Origin of the sequence: Aminipila terrae (assembly GCF_010120715.1) — a bacterium.
GTDB lineage: Bacteria > Bacillota > Clostridia > Peptostreptococcales > Anaerovoracaceae > Aminipila > Aminipila terrae.
The window spans coordinates 2,830,578-2,851,665 of record NZ_CP047591.1; the positions used below are offsets into that span (position 1 = coordinate 2,830,578).

A 21,088-nucleotide genomic window follows, 5' to 3' on the forward strand; every position below is an offset into this window, starting at 1 on the left:
GTACGCCTTTAAGGTTGAGATAAATTAATCTGATCCTTGAGGGTGTTTTTTTATGCCTAGTATTCATATACAGGCTGTTTTAACAAAACATCAAGACATTATATACTTTTTCTTAATGAATTGACAAGCATATATTAAGACATAGATTTTCCTCCTTTGATACTATTAATATAACAAAGTCATCAACTTATATTTTGAAGAAAGGAAATATGATGGGGAAAAAGGGATTAACTATTTATGGATGTGAAAAAGATGAAGCAATGCTTTTTCAAAAATATTCAAAGTCATATGATTTGAAACTGAAAATAGTGAGAGATGCAGTCACTCTTGAGAACGCTTCACTGGCAGGGGGAAACAAATGTATAAGTGTCAGCCATAAAACAGAGATTACACTACCTGTATTAAAAGCACTTGAAAAAAAAGGAGTAAGGTATATTTCTACCAGGAGCATTGGGTTGAACCATATAGATGTAAAGGCAGCCCAAAGGCTGGGGATTTGCATTGATAATGTGGTATATTCGCCAAACGGTGTGGCGGATTATACCCTGATGCTGATGCTGATGGGGTTAAGAAATACAGAGGATGTTTTGAGGCGTGCGGATGAACAGAACTTTAGACTGGCAGCAAGGGGAAAAGAGCTTAGTGATATGACAGTGGGGGTATTGGGAACTGGGCGGATTGGACAAGCTGTTATCAAACGTTTAACTGGGTTTGGATGTAAGGTACTGGCCTATGACCATGAGAAAACCGCAGAGGTTAATTATGCAAATTTGGATGATGTGCTGGAACAAAGTGATATTGTGACCTTACATATGCCCCTGGATGTGGAAACCAGACATATGCTGGATGACAGCAGCATTGCAAAGATGAAGAAAGATGCTTTAATTGTTAACACAGGACGAGGGGCACTGATTGATACAGAAGCGTTAGTCCAGGCCCTGGAAAGTGGCAGGCTGGGTGGAGCTGTTCTGGATGTGATAGAAGGAGAAGAAGGAATTTTTTATCACAATTGCAAGGATGAAATCATCCCAAATGAGCTTTTTCTCCGCCTCCGAAAATTAAGTAATGTGACAATTACACCACACATTGCTTTTTATACAGAACATGCGTTAAAAGATGTTGTAGAAAATACAATAAAAAACTGTTTAGAATATGAGAGGAGAATTGAGAAATGGATCGATTAAAAATTGCTGTTTTATTTGGTGGCTGTTCAGATGAATATTTTATTTCCATCAAGTCAGCTCAGGAAATTGCCCGTAATATTAATATAGAAAAATATGAACCAGTTTATGTAGGAATTAACAGAGAGGGACAATGGAAAATCTGCGAGCAACCTGAGGTAAACTGGGAAAAAGGCAGGTGTATTCCTGCAATCATTTCTCCAGATCGAAGTTTTCACGGATTATTAGCTTTGGAAGATGGCAGATATAAGTCCATAGAGATAGATGTTGTTTTTCCGGTATTGCACGGAAAAATGGGTGAAGATGGTGCAATTCAAGGTCTTTTGGAACTTTCGGGAATCCCGTATATTGGATGTGATATACAAAGTTCTGTGCTGGGTATGGATAAGTCCCTTACAAATATAATGGCTAAAGACTCAGGGGTCAGGGTACCTGAGTTCTGGGTGGTAAATTTAGATGAAGAATTTGGCAGTTTGGAGTTAAAGTACCCTGTGTTTGTAAAACCTGCACGGTCTGGCTCCTCTTTTGGAGTTAGTAAAGTTTACAATGGGGAACAGCTATCTTCAGCTGTAGAAAATGCGAGACAGTATGACACAAAGGTATTGATTGAAGAGGCTATTTCTGGTTACGAGGTAGGGTGCGCTGTAATGGGCAGTGGAAAAGAGCTGGTTGTGGGAGAAGTAGATCAAATAGAAGTATCTCACGGATTTTTCAGAATTCATCAGGAAAAAAATCCTGAAAAAGGATCTGACAATTCCACCATAAAAGTACCTGCTGATATTAGTGAAAAGGATCGCAGATGTGTGCAAGAAACGGCAAAACGTATTTATAATACATTAGGCTGCAAAGGCCTGGCACGGGTGGATATGTTTCTGCAAGAAGATGGAAGGGTAGTTTTAAATGAAGTAAACACCATGCCGGGCTGTACTTCATACAGCAGATATCCCCGAATGATGGCGGCAGCAGGATTAACCATGTCTGAACTGATTGATAATATTGTTGAACTGGCATTGAAAGGATGAATGAGTATGAGTAGGGATTTTGTTTATATGGATGAGGTAATATGTGGCATTCGATGGGAAGCAAAATATTTTACCAGTAATAATTTTACTGGGGTTCCAGTGAAAGGTTATGGTGCAAACCGTATAATGGGTACGAAGGCATTGGCAGAAGCTCTTGACAAAGTGCAGCATAAAGCCCGAGCCTTGGGATATGGGTTATTTCTCTGGGATGGATATCGGCCGCAGAGGGCAGTAGAGTGTTTCCTCAATTGGGCAAGACTACCTGATGATGGAATTCATAAGAAAAGATATTATCCTAATATTGACAGAGCAGAAATGATCCAGAAGGGGTATGTGGCTACCCAGTCAAGTCATAGTCGGGGGAGTGCCATAGACTTAACCCTGTATATATTGAAAACAGGAAAGTTACTTCCCATGGGAGGTCATTTTGATTTAATGGATAAAAAATCTCATCATGATGCAAAAAATATTAAGCCCATAGAGTCAGAAAACCGTCATTTACTCCGTTCCATAATGGAAAACTGTGGTTTTGAGGCCTATGAAAACGAATGGTGGCATTACATGTTAAAGGATGAACCTTATCCTGACACATACTTTGATTTTCCAATTTAAATAATAAATTACTGAAATCCCGATCAAAATAGCTGGTCGGGATTTGTCTGTTTTTGTCAGTAAAATGAATATTTATAAAAAAATTATCAGAAAAAATAAATTATTATGTGAAGCGAATTGAAGATTTTTGAAAAAAGTAGCTATAGTTAAAAAAATTAAAATAAGACAAAGGAGAAAGAAAAATGGCAGTTAATCTTAAAGGAAGAAGTTTTTTAACACTAATGGATTTTACTCCGGAAGAAATCAGGTATATGCTTGATTTAGCCCATGACTTGAAGGCAAAGAAACGTGCTGGAATGGAAGGTACTGCTCTGAAAGGAAAGAACATCGTTCTTCTTTTCGAGAAGACTTCAACCAGAACAAGATGTGCTTTTGAAGTTGCCTGCTTAGATGAGGGGGCCCATGTTACTTTTCTTGACTCAAACAGTTCACAATTTGGCAAAAAAGAATCGGTTGAGGATTCAGCTAAAGTTTTTGGAAGGTTTTTTGATGGTATCGAGTACAGAGGTTTTAAGCAGTCATTAGTTGAAGATCTAGCAAAATATTCAGGTATTCCAGTATGGAATGGATTAACAGATGTTGACCATCCTACGCAGATACTGGCGGATCTTTTAACCATTGAAGAACATGTAGCGAAGCCACTGAACAAAGTGAAGGTAGTTTTCTGTGGTGATGTAAGAAACAACATGAGTTATGCGTGGATGTACGGATGCGCAAAGATGGGCATGCACTATGTGGCCTATGGACCACAGGTACTGCTGGACGAAATTGATAAAGGTATGCTGGAAAAAGTAAATGAAGTAGCCAGGAAGACCGGGGCAAAGATTGAACTGTGCAGCACAGCTGAATGCCTAAAGGGTGCGGATGTATTATACACCGATGTATGGGCATCCATGGGAGAAGAAGCACAGATACCAGAGAAGGTTAAGATGCTGACTCCATATAAAGTAACAGAAGAGATGATTGAAGCAACAGGAAATGAAGACGTTATCTTCCTGCACTGTTTACCTTCATTCCACGACTTTGAAACCGTTATGGCAAAATCCCAGAAGGAATTAGGATACGACATCAGAGAAGTAACGGATGAAGTATTCAGAAGCAAATATTCCAAGGTATTTGATGAAGCAGAGAATCGTATGCACACAATTAAAGCAGTTATGGTAGCAACTATAGGCAGATAAATCCATAATTTTGAGGCAAAATGAGAGTTGATTTTTTATTTGGGGAAATTTGAAAATAAAATAATAGAATTACAAATGATTACAATTAAGTAATTTAATTGATCAACTGGAGGAAAACAATATGGAAAGTAGTGCAAAACAATTAAATGAAGTCACAGAAGCTATTGATAAATCAAAAGGTCTTGAACGTAATTTCTCCAACAGGCATATCCAGATGTATGCCATTGGTTCGACAATTGGTACAGGTATATTTCTTGCTTCTGGAAATGTTATACATAATGCAGGACCAGGGGGAGCCGTGGTTGCATATTTAATCGCTTCACTGATTATGTTCCTGATGATGTCCTGTCTGGGAGAACTTACGGCAGCAATGCCTGTAGCTGGTAATGTCCAGGCCTATGCAACAGAATTTATTGGAAACGCCATGGGCTTTACCACTGGATGGGTAAAATGGATTAACTGTGCGATTACCGTTACAGCACAGATTGTCGCTTCTGCTATTATTATGAAAAATATTTTTCCGGATGTAAACTCTTTAGTCTGGGTTGTGTCCTTTACTATTTTACTGGTTATACTCAACGTACTTCCTTCCAAGCATTATGGAGAAGTGGAATTTTGGTTTGCAAGTATCAAAGTTATCGCAGTAATTTTATTTATTATTACTGGTATCGGAATTATTACAGGTGTTATAGGTGGGGATCGCATTGGATTCACCAATTTTGTAAATGATGGCGGCGCATTCCCAAATGGGTTTACAGCAATTTTAGCATCCATGTTATCTGCAATCTTTGCTTTTGGGGGCTCAGATCTTATTGCAACAGCAGCAGGTGAAACGAAAAACCCTGGTGTAGAAATGCCTAAAGCCATCAAGGGATTTTTAATCAGCATAACTTCCTGCTATGTAGTTTGTGTTGTATTAATCGGATGTGTAATTCCTTGGAGAGAGGCTAATCTTGCTGGTAGTCCCTTTGCTTACATGTTCCAGAATGCAGGGATTCATTCAGCAGCTCTTGTTGTCAATATAATCGTGGTGACTTCTGCATTGTCTTCTGCTAACGGCTTTTTATATGCCAGCACAAGAACCCTCTGGTCCCTTTCAAAACATGGTCAGGCTCCTAAAATATTGGCAAAGACAAATGAAAGGAAGGTTCCTGTGTATTCACTTGCTATTTCTATAATGTTTGCAGCATTTGCTATAGTATCCAGCTTTATTGCTGCGGATACAGTTTACCTTTTCTTAATCTCTCTTTTGGCAAGTATAGATGTATTTGTTTATGGAGTTGACTGCATTTGCCAGATGCGTTTCAGAAAACGATATGTTGCTGCAGGAAACAAAGTAGAAGATTTACCATATAGAACTCCGTTTTACCCGGTAACACCAATAGCAGCAATTGTTATTTATTGCGTTATTATCGTTGCCATGATTATGGATCCTACAGAAAGATTAGCTATTATTTGCGGATTTCCTTTGATATTCATTTTATATGCAGGATATAAGTTATTTGCTCCTAAATTAAAAACTAGTGCAAAACAGTAATGCAAAAAGAAAATTAATTAAAAAAACGTACCAATTTAAAGGTACGTTTTTTTAATTATCAGAAAAAATGAATAATTCTGCGAAGTTTATTGAATTTTTTTGAAGCAGCCGGCTATAGTAAAAAAATAATAACTTAACTAAAAACAAGACAAAGGAGAAAGAAAAATGGCAGTTAATCTTAAAGGAAGAAGTTTTTTAACACTAATGGATTTTACTCCGGAAGAAATCAGGTATATGCTTGATTTAGCCCATGACTTGAAGGCAAAGAAACGTGCTGGAATGGAAGGTACTGCTCTGAAAGGAAAGAACATCGTTCTTCTTTTCGAGAAGACTTCAACCAGAACAAGATGTGCTTTTGAAGTTGCCTGCTTAGATGAGGGGGCCCATGTTACTTTTCTTGACTCAAACAGTTCACAATTTGGCAAAAAAGAATCGGTTGAGGATTCAGCTAAAGTTTTTGGAAGGTTTTTTGATGGTATCGAGTACAGAGGTTTTAAGCAGTCATTAGTTGAAGATCTAGCAAAATATTCAGGTATTCCAGTATGGAATGGATTAACAGATGTTGACCATCCTACGCAGATACTGGCGGATCTTTTAACCATTGAAGAACATGTAGCGAAGCCACTGAACAAAGTGAAGGTAGTTTTCTGTGGTGATGTAAGAAACAACATGAGTTATGCGTGGATGTACGGATGCGCAAAGATGGGCATGCACTATGTGGCCTATGGACCACAGGTACTGCTGGACGAAATTGATAAAGGTATGCTGGAAAAAGTAAATGAAGTAGCCAGGAAGACCGGGGCAAAGATTGAACTGTGCAGCACAGCTGAATGCCTAAAGGGTGCGGATGTATTATACACCGATGTATGGGCATCCATGGGAGAAGAAGCACAGATACCAGAGAAGGTTAAGATGCTGACTCCATATAAAGTAACAGAAGAGATGATTGAAGCAACAGGAAATGAAGACGTTATCTTCCTGCACTGTTTACCTTCATTCCACGACTTTGAAACCGTTATGGCAAAATCCCAGAAGGAATTAGGATACGACATCAGAGAAGTAACGGATGAAGTATTCAGAAGCAAATATTCCAAGGTATTTGATGAAGCAGAGAATCGTATGCACACAATTAAAGCAGTTATGGTAGCAACTATAGGCAGATAAAAAGGAGAAAACAGTCATGGAAAATGCAACGAAATTAGTCATTGCTTTAGGGGGAAATGCACTGCAGTCCGGAAAGGGACCTGCAACTGCTGAAGCCCAGCTGCAGGTGGTAAAAAAGACCTGTGAACATATAGCGGAGATAAGCTGCAGAGGTTATGAGATTGCTGTGGTTCATGGAAACGGACCACAGGTAGGAAGAATCCTGCAGGCTTATGAGACTGCAAAGGAGGTTACACCTGTAATGCCCTTTGATGTATGCGGAGCCATGTCACAGGGATATATAGGTTATCATATACAGCAGGGATTAAAGTACGCATTGAATCTCAGAAACAAAAATATTCCAGTTGTTACCCTGGCAACTCAGATGATTGTGGATGAGGCAGACCCGGCTTTTCAGAAACCTTCCAAGCCTATAGGACAATTCTATAGTGAGGAAGAGGCCAAAAACCTTGAAAAAGAAAAGGGATATGTAATGAAGGAAGATGCAGGCCGGGGATGGAGAAGAGTAGTGCCATCACCGCTTCCGAAAAAAATAGTAGAAATCGATGCTGTTAAAAAATTGTGGGATTCTACTGTTGTAATTACCTGTGGCGGCGGAGGAATTCCTGTTATTGAAAATGATACCGGATTACTGGAGGGGGTTGCTGCAGTAATCGATAAAGACTTTGCAGCAGAGCTTTTGGCAGAACAAGTGAAAGCGGACTGTCTGATGATTCTCACAGAAGTTGAAAAGGTTGCCATTAATTTTAACACCCCTCGGCAGGAGAATCTCAGCCAGATGACTTTAGAAGATGCTTCTAAATATATAGAAGAAGGACAATTTGCACCAGGCAGCATGTTGCCTAAAGTGCAGGCTGCTATGAAGTTTGTGAGAGCAAATCCTTCGAAGAAAGCAATTATAACATCCCTTGATAAATCTTTAGAAGCTTTGGAAGGAAAGACAGGTACTATCATTACTTTTGCCTGATTAAAAAGTTAATAAAAAAAAAGCTTGCGTGTTAATATCTTAAGGAGGACAGGATTATGAACTTAGTAGATATAACTAATGTCATTAATAGCTACTTATGGAGTGTGGCAATGATTGGTCTTTGTCTGGGAGTGGGGATTTTTTTCTCAATCAGACTGGGTTTTTTTCAGATAAGACTTATAAAGGATATGGTGAAACACCTTTTGGGTGGAGAAAGCTCGGATAATGGAATTTCCTCTTTTCAGGGATTTTCCATGGCTCTTGGGGGAAGAATCGGCGTAGGAAACATTGCTGGCGTTGCTACTGCCATATGTTTTGGGGGCCCCGGAGCGGTATTCTGGATGTGGGTGTATGCGTTCTTAGGTGCGGGAGCCGCTTTTGCGGAATCTGTATTGGCACAGACATGGAAACAGGAGATTGACGGAGAGTACAGAGGTGGTCCGGCATATTACATAGAAAAGGGGACCGGTATAAAAGCACTGGCTATACTTTTCGCCATTGCGGGTGTTATTGCAAATGCATTTACAGGCCCGACTATTCAGGCTTTTAATATTGCTGAGGCTACAAAAAATGCATTTGGCGTTCCTGCTCTTGCTTCAGGGATTGTGGTAGCGGCTATTTTTGCCATCATCATATTTGGCGGAGTAAAGAGAATCGGATCTTTTGCAGAAAAAGTAGTTCCTGTTATGGCAGGAGTTTATATCCTTCTTATGTTCATTATTTTAGCTGTTAATATTAAAAATGTTCCAAGTATGTTTGCATTAATTTTTAAATCTGCTTTCAATATGGAAGCGGTGTTCGGGGCTATTTGGGGCCAGACCATTATGTGGGGGGTAAAACGTGCGGTATACTCCAGTGAAGCTGGCATGGGCTCCGGTGCTCAGGCTTCTGCTGCAGCTGAGGTTTCCCATCCTGCAAAGCAAGGCCTGGCACAGTCATTTTCTGTTTACTGTGATACGCTGTTTGTATGTACAGCAACAGCCCTTATGGTTTTATCCACAGGAATGTACAATGTAGCAGGTCCAAAAGAAGGAACGTTTATTATCCAGAATTTACCTGGTGTAGATGCTGGTACCGGTTATACACAGGCAGCTATTGATACTTTGATTCCAGGGCTTGGGCCAGCATTTATAGCAGTTGCAATTTTCTTCTTTGCATTTACTACTATTTTATCCTTTGGATTTTATGCAGACTGTAATATTGCATTCTTATTTAGAAAGAATAAGCATCTGAAACAAATACAGGTGGCTATTAAACTGTTGCTGACTGCAATGATTGTATTCGGAAGTGTTAAATCTTCAGCAGTTGCATGGAACTTAGCTGATGTAGGCGTAGGCTTCATGGCATGGGTAAACTTAATTGCATTAATTCTTCTGTATAAGCCTGTTATAAAGATTCTAAAGGATTATGAATACCAGAAAAAGTTAGGTATAGACCCGGTATTTGAACCCGAAAAATTGGGAATTAAGAATGCAGAGTTATGGAGTGATATTGTAAAACGAAGATATGCTGCTTTATTAGAGCAAAAGAAAAAAATCATGGGAGAAAAAGACCAGAATGTTGCAAGCTGAAAAACATAAAGGTATAATGAATCGTGGTGGGGCTGGAAAGTTCCTCCACGATTTGTTATGTTTAAAAGAAAAGAAAAAAGCAGATCAGGAAAGGCTTTATATGAAAAAGATTAAGAGGCCCTTATTAACTGCAGTGTGCGTATCTATTGGATCGCAATTATATATCAATGTTTTAACGGATGGATTTATCATTGCTCTGGCAGTGGTAATATTTGGGGTTTGTCTTCATATATTCCCTGAACTAAATCCCATCAAGTTGTCATTTTTAACGGGATTTTGTTCTCCGGTTTTCAGGTGTATGGTGCTTTGGACCACATCAGGAAATCTGGCTCGTTCAGCGGAAGTGGCTTTGCCAGATATGATCTTCTATTTTATCTTTGGATTTATCTACTATTTTCTGTATTATAAAAACTCAAATAAAAACTATACTTCATTTTGGACAACTTTAGTGGTTTGTGATGCTCTCTCAAATACTGCGGAATTAGCTTTTATGAATGGGCTAACTTATGTAAATCCGACTGTTATCGGGACCCTGTTTACTATTGCCATGGTCCGGGCGGTGATGATATTAACGGTTTGCCTTACAGTGGATTATTATAAATCCCTGCTGAAAAAAGAAGAACACGAGTTGCGGTATAAAAAGTTAATGGTTATGGCATCTGTTTTCGACAGTGAAGTTTATTTTATGAAGAAAGGCATTGCTGAAATAGAAGATGTTATGAAAAAAGCTTATCTGCTTTATCAGAAAATGAATAATGAAGCTTTTCCAAAAGAACTTCATGTTCTTACTTTAGATATTGCTAAAGATGTACATGAAATAAAAAAGGGCTATATACGGGTAATTAAAGGCCTCCAGGATAATTTTTTAACGGATATAAAAATTACGAGTTTAAACATCAGGGATTTAATTAATATACTTGCTACGGATATAGAAGATTTAGTAAAACATAAAAATAAGCAAATTCAATTTGTTACGAAGGTCTATAGCAACTTTATAGTGCAGGAACATTATTATTTAATGTCTATTCTGAGAAATATTGTTGTTAATGCTGTGGATGCTATTCCCTATGAAAAAGAAGGTACAATTACTTTAGAATTACTTAAATTAGATGGGCAGTTTTACGATTTCAGAATTACTGATAATGGCTCTGGTATAAAGAAAGACGATATGGATATTATTTTTGCTCCAGGATATTCAACCAAGTTTGATGAGGCAACAGGAGATATTAACAGGGGTTTAGGACTGACTTTAGTAAAAGATCTGGTGGAAGAACAGTTTAATGGGAGTATTACGGTGGAATCACAGGAAAACATATATACAAGATTTGATATATTAATTCCTGTAACGTGCTTTGAGGAGAACTAAAATGAAATATTATATTATTGATGATTCTTTAAGTGTAGTTAAAGTATTGAATCGAATTGTTGAAGAACATGAAATCGGAGAAGTGGTGGGTATTTCTACAGATCCGGAAGAAGCAGCAAGCGAAATAATATTAGAAGAGCCGGATATTGTCCTGGTTGATTATCTTATGCCGCAGAAAGATGGTATTTCTTTGGTGCGTCAGGTCAGGGAAGTTAAACCTAAGATTAATTTTATAATGATTTCTCAGGTTTCGGATAAAGAAATGGTTGCAGCAGCATATAAGGAAGGTGTTCAGTTTTTTATCCATAAACCCATCAATCTTATAGAAGTGATTAGCGTACTTAAAAATGTCAATGATAAAGTCCAGTTAGAAAATACCCTGGGGGTATACGTGAAATGATTCAGGCTAAATCTATTTCCGAGGAAAAAAACAAGGTGAACAAAAAAGATAAAGGGCAAAGGTTAAAAGAAATTAAGTATCTGCTTGGAATCTTAGGAATGCTGGGAGAAAGTGGCACCGCCGATATCATTGCCGTATGTGAAGAAAGACTATTAAATAATACTACAGATATAAAAGAAGGAATCTCTCTCTATTGCAGTCAGAAAGCAGAGGACCCAAAGATGGTAAAGCAGCGAATAAGAAGAGCGGTAAAAAGAGGTCTGACGAATATTGCTTCCATGGGGGTAGAAGATTACTATAATGAAATCTTCCAGAATTATCATTACGTTGTTTTTGACTTTGAAAGTATTCGTGCTGAAATGGATTATATAAGAGGAAAGAGAAAAGATGGCGGAAAGACCAATATAGAAAAGTTTATTGAAGGATTGCTTGTATTTAGTGAAGTTAAATAATAACTATATATAAACCCACTTATAAATAAAATATATGATATACTTATAAGTGGGTATACTATTTATATTTTGTTAGTGCCTATAACAACATGACCTATGACATTGAGTCTGATTACAATTTTTATACACAAAATATAGGACAAGCCAGCAATAAGGATGACACATAACAGCACCTCCTTTTGTGGTTGTTATATGTTATGCGGAAAACAAAAAAACGTACCTGATTAAGTATAAGGAATATTTTATATTTTTGTACATTTCGACAGTAGCTGTTAAAAAATTTGTAATTTTTACAAAAATCGATATATGAGCACAATTCTCAATAAAGTATGATATAATATACCTGTATTTTTAAAAAACTGAATAAAGGAGGGGCGAGTTAATTTTTTTTTATGTAATTTTTTAATTTTTTAAAAGAATATTTCCGTAGCATAGAAAGGGAGGCCTTTAAATGAGTGAAGAAAAAGAAGGTTTAAAAAGATCGTTAAAAGCCAGACACTTAAATATGATCGCTATAGGCGGTGCAATTGGTACTGGTTTATTTGTAGCTTCTGGAGCATCAATTAGTACAGCAGGTCCAGGAGGCGCACTTGTAGCTTACGCATTAATTGGCGTTATGGTTTATTTCCTTATGACAAGCTTGGGAGAAATGGCTACTTTAATGCCTGTTTCCGGCTCTTTCGAAACATACGCAACTAGATTCGTTGACCCGGCTCTAGGATTTGCTCTTGGTTGGAATTATTGGTATAACTGGGCTATTACTGTTGCATGTGAACTTGTTGCAGGAGCTCTTGTAATGAAATTCTGGTTCCCAGATGTTCCTGGTGTAATCTGGAGTGCATTATTCTTGGTATTATTATTTGCTCTTAACTTTACTTCTGCTAAAATGTACGGTGAAGCTGAATTCTGGTTTGCTGGCATAAAAGTAGTTACAATTTTTATTTTCCTTGCAGTAGGTGTTCTGATGATCTTTGGTATCATGGGAGGACATAATACTGGATTCCAGAACTGGACAATCGAAGATGCACCTTTCAGTGGTGGATTTGCAACAATTTTCTCAATTGCAATGGTAGCAGGGTTCTCATTCCAGGGAACAGAACTTGTAGGTATTGCAGCTGGAGAATCTGAAAATCCAGAAAAGAATGTTCCAAAAGCTATCAATACTGTATTCTGGAGAATACTTATCTTCTATATTGGTGCATTAACAATAATTGGATTTGTTCTTCCTTACACAGATCCAAACCTGCTTAAGGCTGGAACTGACAACATCGCAATGAGTCCATTCACTCTTATCTTTGAAAGAGCTGGACTTGGAATTGCTGCTGCAGTTATGAATGCAGTAATTCTGACATCTGTACTTTCATGTGGTAACTCAGGACTTTATGCATCTTCAAGAATGTTATATGCTATGGCACAGGAAGGAAAAGCTCCTGCATTCTTGAAAAAGGTTAGTAAGTCAGGCGTTCCAGTTAACTGCCTATACTTTACTACTGCAATATCCTTAATTGCATTTTTAGGTTATTTGGTTGGAGAAAATACAGTTTATCTATGGCTTGTAAATGCTTCCGGTATGGCTGGATTTATTGCTTGGTTAGGAATTGCAATCAGCCATTACAGATTTAGAAAAGCATATCTGCTACAGGGTGGAGACTTAAAAGACTTAAAGTATAGATCAAAGTTGTTCCCATTAGGACCAATTATTGCTCTTGTTCTTTGTACAATTGTTATTGTTGGACAGGATTATCAGGATATAATTAAAGGAAACTTCCTTGGAGCTCTTCCAATTTATATCGGTCTAATTGTTTTCCTTGTATTCTATGTTGGTTATAAAGTTGTAAAGAAAACAAAGGTTGTTGATCTTGCTCATGCAGATTTTTCTGTTGACTACCACCACGAAGAAAAATAAAAAACTCTGCTTAAGTGAATTTAAAATCTAAATAATAAGATGTTTAATTAAGCACTTTGAGGGCTGAATCTGATAAACAGATTCAGTCCTTTTTTGCATTTTTATGCAAAGTGTCATACTCTTATTGATTATATTGATTACTATTAGTGTTTCTTGTAGATTAAATGAAAAAGAAGTATCACAAAAAATAAAAAAACATTTGTTCTTTGTGTTATACTATTGTTAGTGCTACTAGAGAAACGGTAGGCGGTTATATGCCCTTTTAGGGGGTGATGCTATGTCTACAACGGAAACAATGGCCTTATTAGCGTTACTTGTTAATGTTGTATTAGTTACATATACAATCACAAAAAAGAAATAATCGCCCCCGTCTGGAAAACTAGGCGATTATTATAATCTTCTTTTATTTCGGGCATTACCGCTTATCGGTAGCACACGTATATATTTATTATACGCTAAACAAAGGATAAAATGCAAGAGTATTTCATTTAAGTACATGAAAATGCTTCAAAGATTAGTTCCAAGCCCTATAAAAAGGATGCACCACATTTTAGTGCTTTTAAAAACTCACACAAAGAGCAAATTATTCAATCTCTAATACATCAATTAATAGTTTGCTTGTTAATTCAGCATTTGCTGCAAATACACTGGTGATTAAATCCATAAGCAATTCTTCTTTTGTTTTGCCGTTGGATGTGCCAGTTAATTTAGCTAACGCGTTACCGGAAAAATTATTGGCAATGACTTCAAAGTAAGTCTCTTTAAATACTTTATCAAATTCATCTTTTGACATGATAATACTACCTCCATTTAATTTAAGTTAATATTATAATGACGAATAGGTACCACAAATATTCACAATTTTAACAAAAGCCTGTTCCGGGAGATTATTTAATTTTCAGCAATTTCTTTTAGTCTCATTTCCAATAAGTTGCTAGCTGTTACAAGAATAAAAACAAAGAATATAGAATAGTTACAGAGAATATTGGTTAAAGTGTTAAAAATCTGAAGAAACACAAACAATGTGACAGCTATAATTCTTATAAAAAGAATATAAAGACTGATATATGCATCATCGTAAGTTTCATAATTTTTTGACTTGGTCAAAATGATGAAGTAAGAAACGGAAAATATTTCAAATAATATGTTAAATGTTATATTCAGTAAATGATTGGATGGGGTCATAACAAACCAGGTTAATAAAATAATGATTAAGTAAAGAAGTGTATACCTTATAGTTTTCATACTTATCCCCCTTGAATGCCTCTTGTCAAAATACCACTGCGTTTGCAGTGGTATTTTGCACATGGCATAAAGATAGATTCGCTGAAAAATTACAGCGTTACAAGTTATTCATTAAGCAAAATATGTATGCTTTACCTTCCATTTTTCAAGGGATATCCCAAGCCAGAAACTATATATACCAAGTGTTATAATACATAACAACCACCATTTTATCCAGTTTCCAAATAAGCCTACAGCAGTTCCGTCAAATTTTAATCTTCTTCCTTCAATGACAGTGTGATTGATTTTCCAACCATAGTACATACAAAGTGCCCAGGGATAGCAAATACCCAGGGTAAATACAGTCACTAATATACCCAGGATAGTCCAGCCTAATAATTCTAAGAGGCCTCCGTCAAAGTAAGATTTTTCTACGTTGTCCATTTCCAGTTCTCCTTCTTTTGTTATGAAATAAAGTATTTATAAATTCAGTTGTAATTATAACATATATTTATGGACAATTATGTCAAATGATGTCGAATATACTCCTTTTTTTGAAGGGTGTATTAGCAAAAGGGGATTTACTTTGGAAAAACTGCCAGACAGAGCTGGTATAAAAAAGCGCCCATATTTAATGGACGCATAAAATTTTATTTAACACCAGGTTTCATCACAATTGTTCCAAACACACCAGCGGTTGCAATGGCTGCACCAGCAACAATTGGAGCAGCACCAACAATTGCAACAGCACCAGCAGTGCCCGTGGCGGCAGTGGCATCTAGTGAGATTAATTAAATCAGTCATAATTAATACCTCCCTTCAAAAAGGTAAGTACTGTTATTATGTTATTCTTTAGAGACCAGATAGGTGATAATGTGGCTTTGCAAAACTTGCTATTCCTTTTTAAGCTATTTAAAGTTTGATACTTAGTATTTTTAAATAATTAACCCTTATCTTCCTTTGTTTTGTAGTAAATAAATGTTTCTAATAATATATTATATTAAATGAATAAAGGAGGCTACTAAATGAAATCAATTAAGACGCTTCAAGGTGCTTGCATCCCAGAAAGTCAGATGAATTTAGTTTTTGAATCCAGATTAATATGGAGAGATTTAGCCACTTGGATTGAGGTTTATCTTATAAGTGTTTTCGCCGGATTTGGTAATTATGATTCTGTAGAAGAAAAGTTAAGAACAGTTATCATAAAATTTAGTAATATTTTAAGTACGGTTTTTGGGGGAGAGGTAGCAGATCAATTTGTTACCCTGATATCAAATTATATTAGTACTTTTAAATCCCTAGTAGCATCACAGGTAAATGGTGATACGGAAGACATAAAAAAATATACAGACCAGTTGTCTGTTGACACAGGCCAGATTGCAGCCTTTTTATCTGGAATTAATCCTTTTTGGACAGAAAGAGATTGGAACGCTTTGTTTGATAAATTTAATCAAATGATAATTGATGAGTCACTTGCATTTTTAGATAAAGAATATACTGAAAATATAGAATCATTTGATAGAATTTTAAATTTAACTTCTGTAATGGGTAATTATTATTCTAAAGGTTTACTTAACTATTTGACTTATGCAAGTTAATATTAAAGGGTGAATATATATGTGTAGGGGTGCGTAAGATGATAAAAAATTGCCAAATAACTAAGGCTCAGCAAGATGTAAATAACATAGTTTATAGAGGAAGGATTATATGGAGAGATATATCTACGTGGATAAGCACATATCTAATGGTAAAAACTTTACAGGGAGACACTGAACTACTAGAGAAGATTAAAGAAAAGCTTCTCAGAATAGTAGAAGACTTTGGAGGTCTCATGAGAACGTTTTTCGGTGACAAAGCTGCTGCTGATTATATTAATTTATTTTCTGAATACATAATGCACATCACTAGTTTAATCGATGCCCTTGTGGAAGGTAATTCAAATGCAGCGGATGAAATTGTAAAGCAAATATATGAAAGTGCTGGTAAAAGGATTGAATTACTTACAGAGATTAATCCATATTGGGACAAAAATACTTTGGAGAATTATATATATACTTTTACTGATATGACCATTAAAGAAATAATTGCATTTACATCAAAACAATATGAAAGCAGCATAAATATTTACGAGAGAATTTTATCTTATTCAACAGGCCTTGGAGACTTTTTAGCACAGGGAATTAAGAATTATTTGATGTATAATTTAGAACCACCTACAAATGTAGGATCGCCACCAACTGTTGAATAAAAGGGAAATCAAAGAAGTAACATAATTACTATATATTTTTTAAAATAATAAACAAAATATTAGGACTTATGCCCCATAACCAAATAAAAATATCTGAATACAATAACAATAGGGGGTGCGTAAAATGATAGAATATTGTCAAACAACTAATCCGGAACAAGATATAGATAATATTGTATTTAGAGCAAGAATTATATGGAGAGACATAGTTACATGGTTAGGTCAATATCTGATCACAAAAACTTTAAATGCAGATGCCGAATTGGAGAAAGAGATAATAAATATGCTCTTTAGTCGTGTAGCGGATTTTGGAGGTTTAATAAGAACTTTCTTCGGTGATAAAGCTGCTGATGATTATACTAAGCTATTTTCAGAATACATTACGCAGTTGATAAGTTTAATTGACGCACTATCGGAAGGTAACTCTAGTAATGCTAATGAAATTATACAGCAAATATATCAAAATGATGGCCAAAGAATTGAATTTCTTACCCAAATAAACCCATACTGGGACAAAAGTACTTTGGAAAATTATATTTATATTTTTACCGACATGATAATCCGAGAAATAATGGCTTTTACATCAAAACAATATAAGGACAGCATTAGTATTTATGAGAGAATTTTATCCTATTCAACTAGCCTTGGGGATTTTATGGCACAAGGGATTAAAAATTATTTAATATATAATTTCCTCCCACCTGCTGGACCACCATCTGTTGAATAAAAAGGTAATCGAAGAAGTACTATTATTTCTTTGATTAATAATAAAAGGTACAAGCATTACATAAAAAATGTAACAGGACAGGCTGTGCCCCAGGAAAGGGAAAGGATTTAAGATAAGGACAGAAGAAAATAACGGAAAAGGGCACATAAAGTGCCCAGACAAATTAATTCTTTGCATATTGCATATCTCTTTCCATGATGTGTTGTAATAGCCAATCGTTTAAAAAATGCATAACCTGCATCGCAAGAGTTATATTTCCTTTTTCTAATTCGGATTCAAATTCATTAATTTTATCAGTAAAAGCTGCATGTTGTTTTTTTTGATCATTTAAAGTAGGGTGATTAATTTGTGCCAGATAGCTTTCCTCATTCTTAAAATGAGTTAGGGTATAGTTTTTTAAATTAGATATAAGCTGTGCTATCATGACTTTGCTCTGTCCAATAGACATTGCTTTGTGAAGCTGGTTAATCATTTCTAGAAGTTTTTGATGGTCAAAATCTAGTTGGGATACTCCAACACTGTAGGAGCTATTCCAAGATTTGAGAACTATATTTGACATAATATATCTCCCTTCCAAAATTTCAAATAAGACTAATTTACCTAATAAATTACAAAGATTATATAACTGTTTGAAAATTCAGTCAACTATAAATTGGCAATAAATGTGAATATTGAAAAACAGTAGCTTTATCAAGAATAATTATTTCATAGTTCTTATTCCTCAGAAAGCGGCGATTATTTTCGTTTATCTTATGTCATATAAAGCAATGTAGGTGCATCAATAATTGTAGATAAAATTATTGAAATTAGGGAGCAAGTTCCTGCTGAAACACATAACACTAATGGTTTATGTTTGTTTTCATTTGCAAATCTATAAATATTTATAATATTTATTAAGTTGAACAATATCAATAATATTATTAATTTGAATTCAAAATCAATAAAAACACTTTGAGTATATAATTGTGAATCTAACTGGTTTCGATGTAATATAGAGCAAATTAGTAGAGTAATTGATGAAAGTGCAATCAATATTGAAAAAATAGGAATTATAATTTTTTTCATTTCATGTGTTCCCTAGATAGAAAATGTCTTGGTACTGTTATTATTAATATAACTTTAATTTTAGTCAAAGTAAATTAAATCTGAAAACATAAATTTGATTGATGTTTCGAGGAAAATAATAAGACCACTGCGTTTGCAGTGGTCTTTGGCGAGGCACGAGGGACTCGAACCCCCAACCGACAGATTCGAAGTCTGCGACTCTATCCATTGAGCTAGTGCCCCATATCTGGTGAACACTAAATATTATATAACACTATTCAGTTAAAATCAAACCTTTTTTAACCAAATTTAAGTATACATGTTGCATAATGCGACATAGATTGTAGTAATTCGACAAATATGATAACATCCATATAAGGGTATGTAAAATATTTAAGGGTATGCAAATATTATAGAAAGTTGGGTTTAATGAAGAAAGGAAGTAGCATTAAATGAATAGCATCAAGAAAAAAGTTTTAGCAATTACTCTAGTTTTGTTATTATTATCGCTGTCTGTTGTCTCAATTATATTTGCAGCATTAAGTTTTAATGGAACACTTACTACAGTTGAAACAATTATGGGAGAAACAGCAAAAACTGCAGCCAAAAATGTAGCGAATAAATTAGTCTCTACAGAAAACATTATCCAGGAATTAGGTACGATTAGTAGATTGACCAATCCGGATAGCACCCTTGAAAGCAAACAGGAAATACTAAACAGTAAAATTAAAAAGTTTAATTTTATTGATTTAACCGTAACGGATGTAAAGGGAATCTCTCTTCAAAATACTGATTATTCAGGTGAAGAATATTTCCAGAAAGCCGTAAAAGGAGAAGTCTTTGCTGGTGAACCAGAGAAGAGTTCTGATGGAAATATGGTCATGCATCTGGCGGCGCCTCTATGGAAAGATGGATTATATGATACTGAAATCGCAGGAACCATTATTGTTACACTGGATGGAAAGTATCTGTCAAATATTACAAACAATATAACCGTTGGTAAATCGGGTCACTGTTATATACTAGACAAACAGGGCACAACGATTGCATATACAGATTTTGAAAGTGTAAAAGCTCAGGACAATAGTATAAATGATGCTAAAAGCGATTCATCACTAAAGGATCTGGCCAGCCTTGAACAGCGTGCCATAAAAGGTGAGGAGTGCTTTGGAACCATGGAATTTAGTGGGATTAAAAAAATAGTATTCTATACACCAGTACCTGGTACAAATGGATGGTCATTGGGTATCTCTGTTGCAAAAAATGAATTCATGAAAACTATTTATAGGGCGGTTGCTGTCAGTACGGGCATTTCAGTGATTGCGTTGATTTTAGCAGGAATTATCATGGTTGCATTTGCAACAAAGCTTGTAAGACCAATAAAAGAAATGGAAAACGTTGTTTATGAAATATCCCAGGGCAACTTTGATGTGGACATAACTTATCAATCCAATGATGAAATCGGCAAGATGGCTGAGAGCATGAGGAGCATGATATCGTCTACAAAAGAGATTATTGATGACACCGCAAGAGCTCTTGGGGAAATGGCACAGTGCAATTTTGATGTATATTCAGAGGTAGAGTATGTGGGTGTATATAAGAACATAAAATCTGCTATGCATAACATTATAACTGAATTAAATCAAACGCTTAGTAACATCAAAATATCTGCAGAGCAGGTTAATTTAGGGGCAGAGCAGGTGGCTTCAGGATCACAGTCTCTGGCTCAGGGTTCAGTAGAACAGACCAGTTCTATTGAGAAACTGTCGGAATCCGTAAGTCTGATTTCTGACCAGATAAAGCAAAATGCTCAAAATGCAGAAAGTGCCAATAGTCAGTCAGCGAAAGTAGAATCTGAATTAGAACACAGTAACATGCAGATGAATAAAATGATGGATGCAATGGGTGATATTTCCGGCAAATCAACGGAAATCAGCAAGATTATTAAGGCAATCGAAGATATTGCATTTCAGACAAACATCCTGGCGTTAAATGCTGCTGTAGAAGCGGCAAGAGCTGGTACAGCGGGTAAAGGGTTCGCTGTGGTGGCAGATGAAGTAAGAAATCTTGCTGGAAAATCTGCAGAAGCTGCGAAAAATACAACTTCTTTGATAGAGGACACCGTTAGTGCAGTTGAAGATGGAACCAGTATCGCAGCGGAGACTGCAGAGGTGATAAATACAGTTGTTCAAAGCACCAAGCAGGTTGTTTCGGCTATAACTGAAATAGCCAGAGCTTCTGCGGAGCAGGCAGATTCCATTTCACAGATAACCGTGGGATTAGATGAGATTTCTGCTGTAGTTCAGTCCAATTCTGCAACGGCAGAAGAAAGTGCGGCAGCAAGTGAAGAATTATCAGGGCAGGCTAACCTGCTTCAAGATTCAGTAAGAAAATTTAAACTTAAATAAATAAAAAATAAAAAATTTTCTAAAAAGTAGCAGAAATTATTCTGCTACTTTTTCTTTTATTGTATTTTCAAAACAGGT

General features: G+C 36.0%; 20 protein-coding genes and 1 tRNA gene. 16 read left to right on the top strand and 5 right to left on the bottom strand.

The genetic code is table 11. From position 1 onward, the window contains the following. Positions 1-209: 209 nt before the first annotated feature. From Ami3637_RS13595 to Ami3637_RS13645, 12 genes are all read left to right on the top strand, one after another. Positions 210-1,184, top strand: a complete 975-nt coding sequence (locus tag Ami3637_RS13595; protein ID WP_243158023.1) for an NAD(P)-dependent oxidoreductase — start codon at positions 210-212, stop codon at positions 1,182-1,184. Continuing rightward, a complete protein-coding gene (gene vanA, locus Ami3637_RS13600) occupies positions 1,172-2,203 on the top strand; it encodes a D-alanine--(R)-lactate ligase (protein WP_162363033.1) in 1,032 nt (343 codons plus the stop codon). The genes Ami3637_RS13595 and vanA overlap by 13 nt, the downstream gene beginning before the upstream one ends. 6 nt (positions 2,204-2,209) lie before the next feature. After that, positions 2,210-2,815 (top strand): D-Ala-D-Ala dipeptidase VanX, encoded by a 606-nt coding sequence (vanX, locus tag Ami3637_RS13605; protein WP_162363034.1) that lies wholly within the window; start codon positions 2,210-2,212, stop codon positions 2,813-2,815. Positions 2,816-2,997: 182 nt separating this feature from the next. Further along, positions 2,998-3,996 (top strand): ornithine carbamoyltransferase, encoded by a 999-nt coding sequence (gene argF / locus Ami3637_RS13610; protein ID WP_162363035.1) that lies wholly within the window; start codon positions 2,998-3,000, stop codon positions 3,994-3,996. 121 nt (positions 3,997-4,117) lie between these two features. Beyond that, positions 4,118-5,533 (top strand): amino acid permease, encoded by a 1,416-nt coding sequence (locus tag Ami3637_RS13615; RefSeq protein WP_162363036.1) that lies wholly within the window; start codon positions 4,118-4,120, stop codon positions 5,531-5,533. 165 nt (positions 5,534-5,698) lie between these two features. After that, positions 5,699-6,697 carry an ornithine carbamoyltransferase gene (argF, locus tag Ami3637_RS13620; protein ID WP_162363035.1) on the top strand — a complete coding sequence of 333 codons (999 nt, stop codon included), beginning with the start codon at positions 5,699-5,701 and terminating at the stop codon, positions 6,695-6,697. 16 nt (positions 6,698-6,713) lie between these two features. Continuing rightward, positions 6,714-7,664 carry a carbamate kinase gene (arcC, locus tag Ami3637_RS13625; RefSeq protein ID WP_162363037.1) on the top strand — a complete coding sequence of 317 codons (951 nt, stop codon included), beginning with the start codon at positions 6,714-6,716 and terminating at the stop codon, positions 7,662-7,664. 56 nt (positions 7,665-7,720) lie between these two features. Continuing rightward, the gene (locus Ami3637_RS13630; protein ID WP_162363038.1) at positions 7,721-9,235 is read left to right on the top strand and encodes an alanine/glycine:cation symporter family protein; all 1,515 of its coding nucleotides are present in this window, start codon (positions 7,721-7,723) and stop codon (positions 9,233-9,235) included. Then, positions 9,222-10,601, top strand: a complete 1,380-nt coding sequence (locus tag Ami3637_RS13635; RefSeq protein WP_162363039.1) for a sensor histidine kinase — start codon at positions 9,222-9,224, stop codon at positions 10,599-10,601. The genes Ami3637_RS13630 and Ami3637_RS13635 overlap by 14 nt, the downstream gene beginning before the upstream one ends. Before the next feature lies 1 nt (position 10,602). Next, complete coding sequence (locus Ami3637_RS17645) at positions 10,603-11,001, top strand: response regulator (RefSeq protein ID WP_243158024.1); 399 nt, start codon at positions 10,603-10,605, stop codon at positions 10,999-11,001. Continuing rightward, a complete protein-coding gene (locus Ami3637_RS17650) occupies positions 10,998-11,453 on the top strand; it encodes a DNA-binding domain-containing protein (protein WP_243158025.1) in 456 nt (151 codons plus the stop codon). The genes Ami3637_RS17645 and Ami3637_RS17650 overlap by 4 nt, the downstream gene beginning before the upstream one ends. 451 nt (positions 11,454-11,904) lie before the next feature. Continuing rightward, positions 11,905-13,359, top strand: coding sequence for an amino acid permease (locus Ami3637_RS13645; protein WP_162363040.1), 1,455 nt, complete (start codon positions 11,905-11,907; stop codon positions 13,357-13,359). A 583-nt stretch (positions 13,360-13,942) separates the two neighbouring features. Here Ami3637_RS13645 and Ami3637_RS13650 read toward each other — a convergent pair. The 3 genes from Ami3637_RS13650 to Ami3637_RS13660 all read right to left on the bottom strand — a co-directional run bounded on the left by Ami3637_RS13650 (position 13,943) and on the right by Ami3637_RS13660 (position 15,027). Beyond that, the gene (locus tag Ami3637_RS13650) at positions 13,943-14,152 is read right to left on the bottom strand and encodes a hypothetical protein (protein ID WP_162363041.1); all 210 of its coding nucleotides are present in this window, start codon (positions 14,150-14,152) and stop codon (positions 13,943-13,945) included. Positions 14,153-14,250: 98 nt separating this feature from the next. Next, a complete protein-coding gene (locus Ami3637_RS13655; protein WP_162363042.1) occupies positions 14,251-14,604 on the bottom strand; it encodes a hypothetical protein in 354 nt (117 codons plus the stop codon). Positions 14,605-14,715: 111 nt separating this feature from the next. Then, positions 14,716-15,027, bottom strand: coding sequence for a DUF898 family protein (locus Ami3637_RS13660; RefSeq protein ID WP_162363043.1), 312 nt, complete (start codon positions 15,025-15,027; stop codon positions 14,716-14,718). Positions 15,028-15,608: 581 nt separating this feature from the next. On the opposite strand from Ami3637_RS13660, the gene Ami3637_RS13665 reads away from it, so the two are divergent. From Ami3637_RS13665 to Ami3637_RS13675, 3 genes are all read left to right on the top strand, one after another. Beyond that, positions 15,609-16,181 carry a hypothetical protein gene (locus Ami3637_RS13665; RefSeq protein WP_162363044.1) on the top strand — a complete coding sequence of 191 codons (573 nt, stop codon included), beginning with the start codon at positions 15,609-15,611 and terminating at the stop codon, positions 16,179-16,181. Positions 16,182-16,219: 38 nt separating this feature from the next. Beyond that, positions 16,220-16,831: a hypothetical protein gene (locus tag Ami3637_RS13670; RefSeq protein ID WP_162363045.1), complete on the top strand. Its 612-nt coding sequence runs from the start codon at positions 16,220-16,222 to the stop codon at positions 16,829-16,831. Positions 16,832-16,955: 124 nt separating this feature from the next. After that, positions 16,956-17,558 carry a hypothetical protein gene (locus Ami3637_RS13675; RefSeq protein WP_162363046.1) on the top strand — a complete coding sequence of 201 codons (603 nt, stop codon included), beginning with the start codon at positions 16,956-16,958 and terminating at the stop codon, positions 17,556-17,558. 163 nt (positions 17,559-17,721) lie between these two features. On the opposite strand, the gene Ami3637_RS13680 is transcribed toward Ami3637_RS13675, so the two are convergent. After that, complete coding sequence (locus Ami3637_RS13680) at positions 17,722-18,117, bottom strand: bacteriohemerythrin (protein ID WP_162363047.1); 396 nt, start codon at positions 18,115-18,117, stop codon at positions 17,722-17,724. Positions 18,118-18,769: 652 nt separating this feature from the next. After that, positions 18,770-18,845: transfer RNA gene (locus Ami3637_RS13685), tRNA-Arg, on the bottom strand. Positions 18,846-19,054: 209 nt separating this feature from the next. On the opposite strand from Ami3637_RS13685, the gene Ami3637_RS13690 reads away from it, so the two are divergent. Next, entirely contained in the window at positions 19,055-21,010 is a 1,956-nt protein-coding gene (locus Ami3637_RS13690; RefSeq protein WP_162363048.1) for a methyl-accepting chemotaxis protein, read from the top strand. Positions 21,011-21,088: the final 78 nt, after the last annotated feature.